This window comes from Paraburkholderia sp. BR14312 (assembly GCF_040948675.1).
GTDB classification, from domain to species: domain Bacteria; phylum Pseudomonadota; class Gammaproteobacteria; order Burkholderiales; family Burkholderiaceae; genus Paraburkholderia; species Paraburkholderia nodosa_A.
In genome coordinates, this window is record NZ_JBFPKI010000007.1 from 382,675 (window position 1) to 396,387 (window position 13,713).

General features: G+C 64.6%; 11 protein-coding genes and 2 tRNA genes. 3 read left to right on the forward strand and 10 right to left on the reverse strand.

All coding sequences use genetic code 11. The features are described from left to right. Nucleotides 1–4: 4 nt before the first annotated feature. The 4 genes from AB3X98_RS21975 to rnr form a co-directional block, all read right to left on the reverse strand. Nucleotides 5–598, reverse strand: coding sequence for a hypothetical protein (locus tag AB3X98_RS21975; RefSeq protein ID WP_069267578.1), 594 nt, complete (start codon nt 596–598; stop codon nt 5–7). Nucleotides 599–1,407: 809 nt separating this feature from the next. Beyond that, on the reverse strand, nt 1,408–2,103 hold the full coding sequence (rpiA, locus tag AB3X98_RS21980; RefSeq protein ID WP_069267579.1) for a ribose-5-phosphate isomerase RpiA: 696 nt from the start codon (nt 2,101–2,103) through the stop codon (nt 1,408–1,410). Nucleotides 2,104–2,215: 112 nt separating this feature from the next. Next, nucleotides 2,216–2,959 (reverse strand): 23S rRNA (guanosine(2251)-2'-O)-methyltransferase RlmB, encoded by a 744-nt coding sequence (rlmB, locus tag AB3X98_RS21985; RefSeq protein ID WP_069267580.1) that lies wholly within the window; start codon nt 2,957–2,959, stop codon nt 2,216–2,218. Between the two features lie 220 nt (nt 2,960–3,179). After that, nucleotides 3,180–5,642, reverse strand: coding sequence for a ribonuclease R (gene rnr / locus AB3X98_RS21990; protein ID WP_069267581.1), 2,463 nt, complete (start codon nt 5,640–5,642; stop codon nt 3,180–3,182). A gap of 394 nt (nt 5,643–6,036) precedes the next feature. Between rnr and AB3X98_RS21995 the strand changes: the two genes are divergently transcribed. The 3 genes from AB3X98_RS21995 to AB3X98_RS22005 all read left to right on the forward strand — a co-directional run bounded on the left by AB3X98_RS21995 (nt 6,037) and on the right by AB3X98_RS22005 (nt 6,873). After that, nucleotides 6,037–6,123: transfer RNA gene (locus tag AB3X98_RS21995), tRNA-Leu, on the forward strand. A gap of 176 nt (nt 6,124–6,299) precedes the next feature. Further along, nucleotides 6,300–6,386, forward strand: a tRNA-Leu gene (locus AB3X98_RS22000). A 181-nt stretch (nt 6,387–6,567) separates the two neighbouring features. Then, nucleotides 6,568–6,873, forward strand: a complete 306-nt coding sequence (locus tag AB3X98_RS22005; RefSeq protein ID WP_069267846.1) for a hypothetical protein — start codon at nt 6,568–6,570, stop codon at nt 6,871–6,873. Nucleotides 6,874–6,899: 26 nt separating this feature from the next. On the opposite strand, the gene oxlT is transcribed toward AB3X98_RS22005, so the two are convergent. The 6 genes from oxlT to frc all read right to left on the reverse strand — a co-directional run bounded on the left by oxlT (nt 6,900) and on the right by frc (nt 13,671). Continuing rightward, the gene (gene oxlT / locus AB3X98_RS22010) at nt 6,900–8,225 is read right to left on the reverse strand and encodes an oxalate/formate MFS antiporter (protein WP_368604114.1); all 1,326 of its coding nucleotides are present in this window, start codon (nt 8,223–8,225) and stop codon (nt 6,900–6,902) included. A 129-nt stretch (nt 8,226–8,354) separates the two neighbouring features. Further along, a complete protein-coding gene (locus tag AB3X98_RS22015) occupies nt 8,355–9,749 on the reverse strand; it encodes an NAD(P)(+) transhydrogenase (Re/Si-specific) subunit beta (protein ID WP_368604113.1) in 1,395 nt (464 codons plus the stop codon). A 9-nt stretch (nt 9,750–9,758) separates the two neighbouring features. After that, nucleotides 9,759–11,327, reverse strand: coding sequence for a Re/Si-specific NAD(P)(+) transhydrogenase subunit alpha (locus AB3X98_RS22020; RefSeq protein ID WP_368604112.1), 1,569 nt, complete (start codon nt 11,325–11,327; stop codon nt 9,759–9,761). Nucleotides 11,328–11,549: 222 nt separating this feature from the next. Next, nucleotides 11,550–11,807: a hypothetical protein gene (locus tag AB3X98_RS22025; protein WP_069267849.1), complete on the reverse strand. Its 258-nt coding sequence runs from the start codon at nt 11,805–11,807 to the stop codon at nt 11,550–11,552. Between the two features lie 18 nt (nt 11,808–11,825). After that, a complete protein-coding gene (locus tag AB3X98_RS22030; protein ID WP_368604111.1) occupies nt 11,826–12,260 on the reverse strand; it encodes a PAS domain-containing protein in 435 nt (144 codons plus the stop codon). Between the two features lie 160 nt (nt 12,261–12,420). Beyond that, on the reverse strand, nt 12,421–13,671 hold the full coding sequence (gene frc / locus AB3X98_RS22035) for a formyl-CoA transferase (RefSeq protein WP_368604110.1): 1,251 nt from the start codon (nt 13,669–13,671) through the stop codon (nt 12,421–12,423). Between the last annotated feature and the right edge of the window lie 42 nt (nt 13,672–13,713).

Consider the following 13,713-nt stretch of genomic DNA (forward strand, 5'->3'; position numbering starts at 1 on the left):
CGGATTACCAGTGCATGCCGCCCGTGAGCGAACCCGAACCGCCCGCTGCGACGATGCCGACGCCGCCATCGGCATTGGCCGTGCCGGTGCCGTTCGCGCTCGCGTTCGACGTGAAACCCGAGCCGCCGTAGCTGCCGCTCGAACCGTTGAACGACGTGTTGATCACCGACGAATTGAAGTTCTGCGAACCCGACTGCGTGGCGCTCGTGAAGCCGAGCGTCGACGAATTCTGGTTCGTGGTCGTCGTGCCGGTCTGGCCGACGTTGCCGTTAGCCGTCTGGCCGTAAGTCTGCGAGTTGCCGTTTTGCGTCGTGTAGCTCGAACCGAACGTGAGGCTCGCGTTCGAGAACGACTGGTTGCCTTGCGACACCGTAGCGTCGATATGGCCCGGCACCGTCAGCGCCGACGTGAAACTGCCGTTGACCGACGAGGTCGAGTTCGACGTGAGTGCCGTAGCGCCAAAGCCGACACCCGCTGCGCCCACCGCCGACGTGGTGGAGGACGACGGCGCGCCCATACCGCCGGCACCGCCTGCGAATGCGGCAGCCGAAGCGAAAGAGAGCATGGCGGCGAGCGAAATGGCCTGAATCTTCTTCATGATTGTGGTCTTCCTGATAAAACAGGGGAACGTTGGATGAATGCGCGCACACTCCCCCTGATAGTGCGGGCGCATTTAACACGACTTCAATTGCAATGCCGATAAAATCACTGCATCTACTACGCGCGAATATCCCCGCGGACCAGCCCGATATAGGAAGACCGTTTAATGGAGTTACCAGATTAGATTCGCGCGCAGAACGCCACTAAGCTTTACGCATTCGCGCAAATCAGGCGATCATGCAGAATTGAAAATCCAGAGAGCAAAAAGGAATACCCCGTAAAACCCTGTGCCTTTTTTTCGGACCCGCATTGAATAGTAGTCCGACACAAATCGTTCAACACCCGCTGTTGTCATTATTTCCCCGTGCGCCACGCAGCGTACGCCAGCAACTTTCGCGCACCGCCTGACCGAAACCCATGGGCCGCCGCGCATTTTCGCGCGCCGCCCTTCCCCTGTCCGGTCGCTTCGACGTCTCTTTTAGCGAACTTTTTGCATAACGCCGCCGGACGGTGAATTTATATCTCAGACAGTCAGATTATTGCTACGTCATTCGCATTTTTGTGTGCGGTTCTCAACGTAGCGAATTGCGAACGCCTTGAATTCGGAGATTCCCTTTCAAAAATCATTGAAGGGCAAATTGAAGTCTCAGATAGATGCGCGGACAACCAGATCCGGAAAATCGCGTTCTTTTAATGATTAATCGCGACGTTCGGTTCGGCAGGCCACGCAGGCCTGCCGGATAAAGAGCGGGAGCGCACAGGCAATCAGGCGCAAGCCTGTTGCACGCGCCGCTCGCGCGAGGCCGCTCAGGCCTTGCGGTAATCGATGCGCTCGACGCCGGATTCGCCGCCGAGCAGGCAGAAGTCCGCGCCGCGTGCGGCGAACAGACCCACCGTCACCACGCCCGGCCATGCGTTGACATGCGCCTCGAGCGTGCGCGGGTCGCTGATGCGCAGGCCCTTCACGTCGAGAATCTCGTTGCCGTTGTCGGTGATAAAGGGCGAGCCGTCCTTTTGCACGCGCAGCACCGGCACGCCGCCGAGCGCCGTCACGCGGCGGCCAATGGCCGTGCGCGCCATCGGCACGACTTCGATGGGCAGCGGGAACTGGCCGAGCACGTCGACGCGCTTGCTCGCATCGGCGATGCAGACGAACACGTCCGACACCGAAGCCACGATCTTCTCGCGCGTGAGCGCGCCGCCGCCGCCCTTGATCATGGCGCCGGCGCCGTCGATTTCATCGGCGCCGTCCACGTATACGGGCAGCGATTCGATCTCGTTGAGGTCGAAAATCTTGAAGCCGTGTGCTTCGAGGCGCGCGGTGGTTGCGACCGAGCTCGACACGGCGCCGCGGTAGCGGCCCTTGCTCGCCGCCAGCGCGTCGATGAAGCAGTTCGCAGTGGAGCCCGTGCCGACGCCGATTACGACGCCTTCCGGCACGTTCGCGTTGACATAGTCGGCGGCGGCCTGGCCGACCAGTTGCTTGAGTTCGTCTTGAGTCATGGGAGTACAGCCCGAGGAGGAGAAAAACGCGGAATCCGCATAGTTTACCGGAGATGCGGGCACGGGCTGCCCGCATCTCGCAGGATCGCGAAACGGCTGATCCCGCCGGCGGTCAGCGCGCGGCCGAGCGTTGGCGCACCGCTTCGAACAGGCAGACGCCCGAAGCGACGGAAACATTCAGGCTCTCGACCGTGCCCGCCATCGGAATCTGCATGACTTCGTCGCAGGTTTCGCGCGTGAGGCGGCGCATGCCCTCGCCTTCGGCGCCCAGCACGAGCGCGACCGGACCGTCGAGCTTCGTCTGGTAGAGGCTCGCGCTCGCGTCGTCGGCGGTGCCGACCACCCACACGCCCGCGTCCTTGAGCTCGCGCAGCGCACGCGCGAGGTTCGTCACGGTGATATAGGGCACGGTGTCCGCCGCGCCGCTCGCCACCTTCGCGGCCGTGGCGTTCAGACCGACGGCGCGGTCGCGCGGGGCGATCACCGCGTGCGCGCCGGCCGCGTCGGCTACACGCAGGCACGCGCCGAGATTGTGCGGATCGGTCACGCCGTCGAGCACGAGCAAGAGCGGCGAGCCCTGGATGCCGTCGAGCAGCTCCGCGAGATTCTGCGCGAGCGCCAGATCGTGCACGCGGGCCACCACGCCCTGGTGGCGCTCCGTGTGCGCGAGACCCCAGAGGCGCGTTTCGTCGGCCGCGATCACGCGCGCGCCGGCTTCCTTCGCGGTGTGCAGGAAGTCCTGCATGCGGCGGTCGCGGCGCGTCGGATCGTAGTAGACATCCTCGACCGTGGACGCGTCGTGCCGCAAGCGTGCGGTCACCGCATGAAACCCGTAAAGAACCTTGAGACGTGACATGACTGATACAACCCCTGATGAACGTTTCGCGGCGCAGACACAGCGCCGCCAGCAACGATAGTCAGCCGGCCGCATCGTGCGGTCCGGCGTATGCAAGCCGCGCGCCCATGCGGCAAAACCCGGCGCGGCAAGCAAGTGAAAAAACCGGGCACGCGCACGGCGGCGCGGCCCGGATAGGTACTGGCTGCGGAGCGCGTTTGACGCTCCGCATGCATGGCGCTCAGCGCTTCTTGCGCGGCGCCTGCTTCTTGGGCGCCGGCTTCACGGCCGAGCGCTTCTTCGCGGTCTTGGCGGCGCCGCGTGCCGCGCGCGCCTCCTTCACCGCGACGCTCGGCGCCGGCGCAGCCTTCTTCTGGCGCGCCATGTCGCCGCCCGGCAGCGCGCGCACACGCGGTCCACCTTCCATGGTGCTCTTGTCGACCGGCATCGGCCGGTTGCCGCCCGGCTTCACGGGCGTATCGCGCACGAGGCGGAAGTCGATCTTGCGTGCGTCGAGATCCACGCGGCTCACCTGCACGCGCACGCGGTCCGACAGACGATAGCGAATGCCCGTGCGCTCGCCACGCAGTTCGTTCTTGATCTCGTCGTACTGGAAGTAGTCCGAGCCCAGTTCCGTCACATGCACCAGACCTTCGATGAAGAGCGCGTCGAGCTGCACGAAAATGCCGAACGACGTCACGCCGCTCACCATCCCGCCGTACTCTTCGCCGAGCTTGTCGCGCATGAAGTAGCACTTGAGCCAGGCTTCGACGTCGCGCGAGGCTTCGTCGGCGCGGCGCTCGTTCGCCGAGCAGTGCAGGCCCAGTTCTTCCCAGATCGCCGTGTTGGCGCCGCGGGCGCGCTTGCCGCGCTTCTCCTCGTCCTCGGCCTGCAGCGCGCGGGCGCGCGGCGAGAGCGCGGTATTGAGCTCGACGCCCTCGGGCGCCTGCGGCTGGTACTTCTTGCCCTGCAGGATCGCGTAGATCGCGCGGTGCGTGAGCAGGTCGGGATAGCGGCGAATCGGGCTCGTGAAGTGCGCGTAAGCCTCGTACGCAAGACCGAAGTGACCGATATTGTCCGGGCTGTACACGGCCTGCTGCATCGAGCGCAGCAGCATGGTCTGCAGCATCTGCGCGTCGGGGCGGTCGCGGATGTGCGCCATCAGCGCGGCGTAGTCGCTCGCGTGCGGCGTGTCGCCGCCGCCGAGCGAAAGGCCCATGCCACGCAGGAAGGTGCGCAGGTTTTCGAGCTTTTCGGCGGTCGGCCCCGCGTGCACGCGGTACAGGCCCGGGTGCTTGTGGCGCTTCATGAAGTCCGCCGCGCACACGTTGGCCGCGAGCATGCACTCTTCGATCAGCTTGTGCGCATCGTTGCGCTGGCGCGGCACGATCTGCTCGATCTTGCCTTGCGCATTGCAGACGATGTACGTCTCGGTCGTATCGAAATCGATCGCGCCGCGCTTCTGGCGCGCGGCGAAGAGCGACTTGTACACGCCATAGAGATTCTGCAGTTGCGGCAGCAGCGCCGCGCGGCGCGTGGCCTCGGGGCCCTTGGTGTTGGTCAGCACCGCCGCGACTTCGGTATACGTGAGCCGCGCCGCCGAGTGCATGACGCCCGGATAGAACTGGTAGGCCTTGATCTCGCCGCGCGCGGTGATCACCATGTCGCACACGAGCACGCAGCGGTCGACGTGCGGATTGAGCGAACAGAGCCCGTTCGAGAGCTTCTCGGGCAGCATCGGAATCACGCGGCGCGGGAAATACACCGACGTGCTGCGCTCGATCGCGTCCACATCGAGACCGCCGCCCGGCAGCACGTAATGCGAGACATCGGCGATGGCGACGATCAGGCGGAAGCCCTCGCCCTTGCCCACCTGCATCGGCTCGCAATACACGGCGTCGTCGAAGTCGCGCGCATCTTCGCCGTCGATGGTGACGAGCGGCACGTCGCGCAAGTCCACGCGATAACGAATGTCGGTGGGACGCACGGCGTCGGGCAGCTTCGCGGCTTCGTCGAGCGCGCTCTTGCTGAACTCGTGCGGCACGCCGTACTTGCGCACGGCGATCTCGATCTCCATGCCCGGATCGTCGATGTCGCCAAGCACTTCCATCACGCGGCCGAGCGGCTGCGAGTGGCGACTGGGGAAATCGGTGAGCTCGACGACCACGACCTGGCCGACCTTGGCCTTCTTGGGATTCTGCGTGACGAGGATATCGTGGCCGATGCGCTTGTCTTCCGGCGCGACGATCAGCGCGCCGTTCTCGTTGAGCAGGCGCCCGATGACACTGCGGTTCGCACGGTCGGTGACTTCGACGATATGTCCTTCCGGCCGCCCGCGCCGGTCATAGCCGACGATGCGCGCGAGCACGCGGTCGTTGTGCATGACCTTCTGCATTTCGCCTTGCGGCAGGAACAGATCGTCCTGCCCGTCGTCGCGCACGAGGAAGCCGTAGCCGTCGCGATGCCCCTGCACGCGACCGGCGACGAAATTCGAAGGATGGGCGAGCTGGTAGTGGCCGCGCGAGTCGAGCCGGATCTGCCCGTCGCGCTCCATGGCGGCGAGCCGCCTGAAGAACCCTTCACGCTCCTGGCGCTTGATGGAGAGCGCCTCGGCGATATCGTTCGCAGTGCACGGCGAGTCGCTGGTCCGCAGCACGCCGAGAATCTCTTCGCGGCTGGGAATCGGATACGGATATTTGCTCAAGGGCTTATCGATGGTTGTTCTCGTTGCGTGGACGTCGGATTTCGCGCGGCCCGAATGTGTGATACATGCGGGCGGCGCCCGGTCTTCGAGTGCTGCAATCTGCCGGCCCGTACGTGGATTGCCTGACCGCTCGCGCTGCGTGCGCCACGCTGCACGCAGCACCAGAATCACGGACTTTGGCCGGCGGAACTTCTGCGAGGCATTCTAACACCCGCATCGCACCCTACGAGCCGTGGGAGCGGCCTTGCGGCGCGACGAGACGGCCACTCCACGCGGTCTGCAACGCCTGGGCAGCCGCGCTTTATCGCCTTCCATAAAACGCTTGACAGCCGTTCCGATCCCGCTATAATTTTGATCTTTGCTGCACAACACGTTGAACAGCAAACGACACCTTGCCCAGGTGGCGGAATTGGTAGACGCACCAGGTTCAGGTCCTGGCGGTGGCAACACTGTGGAGGTTCGAGTCCTCTCTTGGGCACCAGATTCAAAAGGCCGGCTTCATGCCGGCCTTTTTCATTTCCGGCGGCAGCAGCGAGTACAACTGCCCTGCTATCGCGTAAAACGCAGCAGCCGCGTTCCCGGGATGAAGATTTTTTGAAAAGATTTATTGACAGGCACGCGAAATCGCGTCACAATCTTTTTCTAGCTTGAAGACGTGCCCAGGTGGCGGAATTGGTAGACGCACCAGGTTCAGGTCCTGGCGGTGGCAACACTGTGGAGGTTCGAGTCCTCTCTTGGGCACCACGTCTCATCAAGCAGAAGTTAGCAGCACACAGGATTCATCGAAAAAGCCCGCAAATCTGCGGGCTTTTTCGTTTTGCGGCCTGTATCCGCCTGCCTCGCTCCGTTATGTTTCATGGTATACATTGCCACACGGCACGGCGCGTGCGTGCAAACCCATGACAAGCCGATTGAGGAAGACCGTATGGAACTCGTTGTCGTCGCTGCGATCGTCGCCGTCAGCTTTGGCGCCGCCGCGACCTGGCTGCTCGCAACCCGGCTGCCCGAACACTGGCTCGACAAGAGCGCCAGTGAGGGCCGTTATGCCCATCTCGGGTTGGAAAACGAGCGCGCCGCCGAAGCGGACCCGCGTCGCGAGCAAGCCCGCATCGATACGCGGCGCGTACGGCGCTCACGCGTGCGCGCAAGAATACAGGGCGCCGCGCGGATGATGCGGGCGTTGCGCCCCGCAATCGCTCGCCGCGATCACGACCGCACCGCCCGCCCGTAACGCTTCTGGGCGCGCCTCAATCGCGCTCACTCATGCGAACCCAGCGGCGAAGGGACGAACGCCGAATCGGCAATCCTCGACTCCTCACCCGACTGAAAGATCCAGCGCCGGCGCATCGGCTGCAAGATCACCTTTGCGCTCACGCCCGCCATCATCGCCACGCAGGCGACCATGTCGAACACCATGTTCCACCCGCCGTGGATCGCGAGCAGCGTAGCGACCGGCACGAGCATCGCCGCGGTCCCCTTCGCGGTATAGAGCGTGCCCGCGTTGCCGGCCGCGTACTTCGCTCCGAACGTATCGGCGCAGGTCGCGGGAAAGTTCGAAAAGATATCGCCGTAGAACAGGAACACGAGCCCCGAGAACAACATGAAGAGATACGGGTCGTGGCCGAACGCGCGCAAGCCCAGCAGCGCGAGTCCCTCGCCGAGAAACGTGATGAACATCGTATTCTCGCGGCCGATGCGATCCGAAATCAGCCCGCACAGCGGCCGCGTAAAGCCGTTGCAGAGATTGTTGATCGAGAGCGTCATGGTGAGCAGCGGCAGCGTCGCCGCGACAAGCGTGACCGGCATCGAGGCGAAGCCGTAGCTCTTCGCGATGGGGCCGATCTGCGCCGTCGCGATGATGCCGCCCGCCGCCACGCAGACGAACATCGCATACATCACCCAGAAAACGGGCGAGCGAATCATTTGCCTCGTCGTGTAGTCGGTCTTCGTCGCGACGATGCGCTTCATGCCCGCCGCGTGAGCGGGAGGCTTCGGCCGCACCATCACCAGCGCGAGCAGCATGATGCAGGCACCCTGCAGGAGTCCAAAGAACACGAACGCGCGCTCATAGCCCGACTGCTGGATCATGTTCGAGATCGGAATGACCGTGAGCGCCGCGCCCGCGCCAAAACCTGCCGCCGTCATGCCGGCGGCGAGACCGCGCCGGTCGGGAAACCATTTGAGCGCAGTGCCGACGCACGTGCCGTACACGCACCCCGCGCCGATGCCCGAGATCACTGCCGCGACGTAGAGCACCGGCAGCGCGGGCGCCCACGCGTCGAGCACCCAGCCGAGCGCCACGCAACAGGCGCCGCCCATGACCACGGGGCGCGGGCCGAAGCGGTCTACGAGCCAACCCTCCACCGGCACGAGCCACGTTTCCGTCACGATGAAAATCGAAAAGGCGAGCTGAATCGCAGCCTGCCCCCAGTGATGCCGTGCATCCATCGGCACGACGAAGAGCGTCCACGCGTACTGCAGGTTCGCCACGAGCCCCATGCAGAGAATGCCAGCGACGAGCTGCACCCAGCGGTTGTGCCGCCGGGCCGTGTAGCCGCCATCGATACGATCGGTATATGCCACGTTGTCTGCCTCCATCTGTTGTGATTGCGCGCGGGCTGGTTGCGCATCGCCTCGACGCCGGTGCGTCCGCCACTTCCCCCGTTACAGCGAGCGCGGCAGACGTGAGCCCGCCGCGCCTTGCTTCAAACGTCAAGCGGCTTCGAGTTGCCGCAGCAGCGCGTCGACGCTGCCCTTCGCATCGCCAAACAGCATTCGTGTGTTGTCCTTATAGAAGAGCGGATTATCCACGCCCGCATAGCCGGTCGCCATGCTGCGCTTGGAGACGACCACGGTACGCGCCTTCCACACCTCCAGCACCGGCATGCCGGCGATGGGACTACCCGCATCTTCCTGCGCGCCCGGGTTGACGATATCGTTCGCGCCGATCACGAGCACGACGTCGGTGCTCGTGAAGTCTTCGTTGATTTCGTCCATTTCGAGCACGATGTCGTAGGGCACCTTCGCTTCCGCGAGCAGCACGTTCATGTGGCCAGGCAAGCGCCCCGCAACGGGGTGAATGCCGAAACGCACGCGAATGCCGAGCGCGCGCAGCCGCCGCGTGATCTCGCTGATGGTGCCTTGCGCCTGCGCGACGGCCATGCCATAGCCCGGCACGATCACGACCTCCTGCGCATCGCGCAACAGCGACCCCACTTCGTCCACGCTGGTCGGCACGACTTCGCCTTGCGGCGCCTCGCTTGCCGTGGAACTCACCGTACCGAAACCGCCGAGGATTACCGAAACGAAGCTGCGATTCATCGCGCGGCACATGATGTAGCTGAGAATCGCGCCGCTCGATCCAACCAGCGCGCCCGTCGTGACGAGCAGATCGTTGTCGAGCATGAAGCCCGTTGCCGCTGCGGCCCAGCCCGAATAGCTGTTGAGCATCGAGACCACCACGGGCATGTCCGCGCCGCCGATCGCCATCACGAGATGCACGCCGAGCGCCGCCGCCAGCACGCACATCACGATGAGCGCGTAGAGCGCGTCGCCGCCATCAGGAGCACTGACGAAGCGATAGCCGAGCGCGATGCACGCGCCCAGCACGACCGCGTTGAGCAGATGCCGCGCGCTCAGCACGAACGGCTTGCCGCTCACCGTGCCCTGCAGCTTCAGGAACGCGACGATCGAACCGCTGAACGTGACCGTGCCGATGAAAGCCCCGACATAGATCTCGGTGTCGTGAATCGCTCGCTCGACGCCGCTCATCGGGGCCTTGGGCGAGAGAAAGTTCGCAAAGGCGATGAGCGTGGCCGCAAGACCCACGAAGCTGTGCAACACCGCGACGAGCTGCGGCATCTGCGTCATCTCCACGCGGCGCGCGAGCATCGCGCCCATCCCGCCGCCCACCAGCGCGGCGATGAGCGCGATTTGCAGGCCCGCACCGCCCGTGACGAGCAGTGTGGCGAGCACGGCGATCACCATGCCGGTCACGCCATAAAGGTTGCCGCGCCGCGCACTGGCGGGATGACTCAGCCCGCGCAGACTGAGGATGAAGAGCGTCGCCGCACCGAGCCACGCCATGTTGCCGATTCCGTTGAGCATGACGTCTCCTCAGGTCCGTTGGAACATCTTCAGCATGCGCTGGGTGACCAGAAAGCCGCCCGCGATGTTGATGGTCGCGACGACGAGCGCAATGCCCGCCAGCACGGTCACGATCGTGCCGGCGTTGCCCGGATGCAGCAACGCGCCGATCACGATGATCCCGCTGATCGCATTCGTCACGCTCATGAGCGGCGTATGCAACGAGGGCGTGACGTTCCAGACCACCTGATAGCCGACGAACACGGCCAGCACGAACACGGTGAAGTGCGCAACGAACGCGGGCGGCGCGACCGCGCCGAGCGCGAGCAGCAGCAACGGGGCAACGACGAGCGCCGCGAGCGACCAGACGCCGTTGCGGCGCGCGGCCTGCGCGGCGGCTTCTTTCGCGTTGCCGGTCGCGACGGCGACGTGCTTCGCCTGTGCAACCGCTTGCGGCGTGGCCGAGACCTGCACCGGCGGCGGTGGCCAGCACAGCTGGCCGCGCTGAATGACAGTGGTGCCGCGCTGCACGACGTCGTCCATATCGACCTTCAACTCGCCGTCTTTGGCAGGCGTGAGATCGGTCAGCAGATGGCGGACGTTGGTCGCGTAAAGCTGGCTCGACTGGTTCGCCATGCGGCTTGGCAGATCCGTGTAACCGATGACGGTCACGCCGTTCGCATTCACGACTTCACCCGGGCGAGTGAGTTCGCAGTTGCCGCCCTGCTCGGCCGCCATGTCGACGATCACGCTGCCCGCGCGCATGCACGCCACCGTCCTCGCGTCGATGAGGCGCGGCGCCGGTTTGCCGGGAATGAGCGCCGTCGTGATGACGATGTCGACCTCGCGCGCCTGGGCCTCGAACAGCGCCATCTCCGCTTCGATGAACTTCGCGCTCATCTGTTTGGCGTACCCGCCCGAACCGCCGCCTTCCTCCTCGATGTCGATGCTCAGGAACTCCGCGCCCATGCTTTCGACTTGCTGGCCGACTTCGGGGCGCGTATCGAACGCACGCACGATGGCGCCAAGACCGCGCGCGGCGCCGATCGCCGCAAGCCCCGCCACGCCTGCGCCGATCACGAGCACCTTGGCGGGCGGCATCTTGCCCGCTGCCGTGATCTGCCCGGTGAAAACGCGCCCAAAATGCTGGGCCGCTTCGACGACCGCGCGATAGCCGGCCATGTTCGCCATCGAACTCAACGCGTCGAGCTTCTGCGCGCGCGAGATGCGCGGCACGCAGTCCATCGCGAGCACCGTTACCTCACGCGCCGCGAGTTGTTCGAGCAGCGCGGCGTTTTGCGCGGGCCAGACGAAACCGATCAGCGTCGCGCCGGGCTTGAGTCGCTGCACTTCTTCGCTCGAAGGCGGACGCACCTTGATGACGATATCCGCGCCGCTCAAGAGCGCTTGCGCATCGTCCACGACGCGCGCGCCTGCGGCACGGTAAGCGTCGTCCGGGTAGGAGGCACTGGCACCCGCCGTCGTTTGCACTTCGACGGCGTAGCCCAGTTTGATCAGTTGTGCCACACTTTCTGGCGTCGCCGCTACGCGTCGTTCGCCTTCGTGTATCTCACGGGGGACCGCAATCGTCATCGCCATGATGCGCCTCCCTGCTGCACAAGAGCGCGCGCTGCGGCGAGAACAAACGGAATCGGCGGCGCGCCAATGCATCTGGCGCGCCGAAAGCGTAGCCACGACTTCATGAAACGTCTCCTATGTCGGCCAGAGTTGGCGCTTCAGCGCCTTATTCTGGTCCAACGCAGTTTGGATTTTTGCCTGATGCTGGAATTCTGTATGCCGCCGCTCGATGGGGGCTTTGCCCTATGACGTGCCCAGGCTGGGCGAATTGCCGCTCTTGAGAAAAGCGAGCGCCGCCTGGCGCGCACCGGCAATCGCAGCCGCCTCGCTTTCGAATACGGTTTCGTCGACCACCCATTGACGGGGCAATACAGCCGCCGCCGGTTCGTCGGCAGCGGGCTCGACCGCGTGGATCGCGGCGAACGCGGCCCAGCCCCCGTTGTGAATCATTTGTCGGGCCGAGAGTTCGACCTCGAAATGTCCGAGTCTTTCGGTATGCATCGAAGAGCTCCCGAGGTTTCAGGATTGCTGGGCCTGTGCTTCGAGTTCGGTGATGCGTTTCTTGAGCGCGCGCTCCTCCTGGAAACGCGCCGTTTCGTCGCGGATCACGGCGACGATGCCATCGAGTTCGCCCTGCGGCGAGTGCAGCAACGCCACGGTGAAGGCAATGGAAAGCGCCTTGCCCGCCTTGTCCACGGCCGGCACGCGCAGCACGTCGTTGCCATAGCGCGTCTGGCCAGTCGCCATCGTCTTGTGATAGCCATCCCAATGGCGGCCGCGCAGCCGCTCGGGAATGATCAGATCGAGCGTCTTGCCGAGCGCTTCTTCCTGCGTATAGCCGAACATACGCGTGGCCGCCGGATTCCAGAATGTGATGTCGCCGGCTGCGTCCGAGATGACGATGGCGTCCCCGATGGCGTTTGCGAGCTGCTCGAAATCGATGGCGGATTGCATGCGATGACTCTGTGGGGGATGTCGTTTATCGGCGCCGCGCGGCACGCATTGCACATGCCGCGCGGCGTCCTGCCTGCCACTCTGGTATTGCGGTGCTGCGCGGGCGCAGCGTCGGCCGCGCCTGCTTCCTGCATTCAGCTTGCGGAACTCGACGCGGAGCTCAAACCGCGCGCACCTCGTGCAGCGCCGCGATCTGCTGCGCCGTGTAGCCGAGGTCGGCCAGCACCTGGTCGGTGTGCTCGCCGAGCAGCGGCGAACCCGTGATTTCCGGCTTCAGGTCCGAGAACTTGATCGGGCTGCCCACCGTGAGGTACGAGCCGCGCGCCTTGTGCGGCACTTCGACGATAGTACCGCTCGCGCGCAGCGACGGGTCATTAGCAATTTCCTTCATGCTGAGCACCGGCGCGCACGGAATGTCGAACTTGCGCAGGATGTCGACCGCTTCGAACTTGGTCTTGTCGGCGAGCCACGCTTCGATCGTCGCGAAGATGTCGAAGATATGCGGTTGGCGCGCCTGCGCCGTAGCGTAGTTCGGGTCGTCGATCCATTCGGGTTTGCCCAGAGCACGGCAGATCGGCTCCCACGCGTGGCCCTGCACCGTGAAGTAGATATACGCGTTCGGGTCCGTCTCCCAGCCCTTGCACTTCAGAACCCAGCCCGGTTGGCCGCCGCCGCCTGCGTTGCCACCGCGCGGCACGACGTCGCTGAAGGTGCCGTGCGGGTACTGCGGGTATTCCTCGAGGTAGCCCAGGCGGTCCAGGCGCTGCTGGTCGCGCAGCTTCACGCGGCACAGGTTGACCACGCTGTCCTGCATCGACACGGCCACCTTCTGGCCCTTACCCGTTTTGTTCCGGCCGATCAGCGCCGTGAGAATGCCGATGGCGAGGTGCATGCCCGTGTTGCTGTCGCCGAGCGCAGCGGCGCTCACCGTGGGCGGACCGTCCCAGAAGCCCGTGGTCGAGGCTGCGCCTCCCGCGCACTGCGCGACGTTCTCGTAGACCTTGAGGTCGTCGTAGTGGTGGCCTTCGCTGAAGCCCTTCACCGAAGCAACGATCATCTTCGGGTTGAGTTCCTTGATGCGCTCCCATGTGAAGCCCATGCGGTCCAGTGCGCCGGGGCCGAAGTTTTCGACCATCACGTCCGATTCGCGAATCAGCTTTTCCAGCACTTCCTTGCCTTCGGGCTTCTTCGTGTCGAGCGTGAGCGAGCGCTTGTTGCTGTTGAGCATGGTGAAGTACAGGGCATCGACTTCGGGAATGTCGCGCAGTTGCGAGCGCGTCACGTCGCCGGCGCCGGGGCGCTCCACCTTGATCACGTCCGCACCGAACCACGCGAGCATCTGCGTGCAGGCGGGACCGGCCTGTACGTGCGTGAAGTCGATGATCTTGATACCGTCGAGGGGTTTGCTCATTTCTCGTATCTCCTGGTCTACCTGATCGATCTGATCTAGCTG

Coding starts and splice junctions, on each gene's coding strand:
- AB3X98_RS21975 (WP_069267578.1), bottom strand. CDS start 598: ATGAAGAAGATTCAGGCCATTTCGCTCGCCGCCATGCTCTCTTTCGCT.
- rpiA (WP_069267579.1), bottom strand. CDS start 2,103: ATGACTCAAGACGAACTCAAGCAACTGGTCGGCCAGGCCGCCGCCGAC.
- rlmB (WP_069267580.1), bottom strand. CDS start 2,959: ATGTCACGTCTCAAGGTTCTTTACGGGTTTCATGCGGTGACCGCACGC.
- AB3X98_RS22005 (WP_069267846.1), top strand. CDS start 6,568: ATGGAACTCGTTGTCGTCGCTGCGATCGTCGCCGTCAGCTTTGGCGCC.
- AB3X98_RS22015 (WP_368604113.1), bottom strand. CDS start 9,749: ATGCTCAACGGAATCGGCAACATGGCGTGGCTCGGTGCGGCGACGCTC.
- AB3X98_RS22020 (WP_368604112.1), bottom strand. CDS start 11,327: ATGGCGATGACGATTGCGGTCCCCCGTGAGATACACGAAGGCGAACGA.
- AB3X98_RS22025 (WP_069267849.1), bottom strand. CDS start 11,807: ATGCATACCGAAAGACTCGGACATTTCGAGGTCGAACTCTCGGCCCGA.
- AB3X98_RS22030 (WP_368604111.1), bottom strand. CDS start 12,260: ATGCAATCCGCCATCGATTTCGAGCAGCTCGCAAACGCCATCGGGGAC.
- frc (WP_368604110.1), bottom strand. CDS start 13,671: ATGAGCAAACCCCTCGACGGTATCAAGATCATCGACTTCACGCACGTA.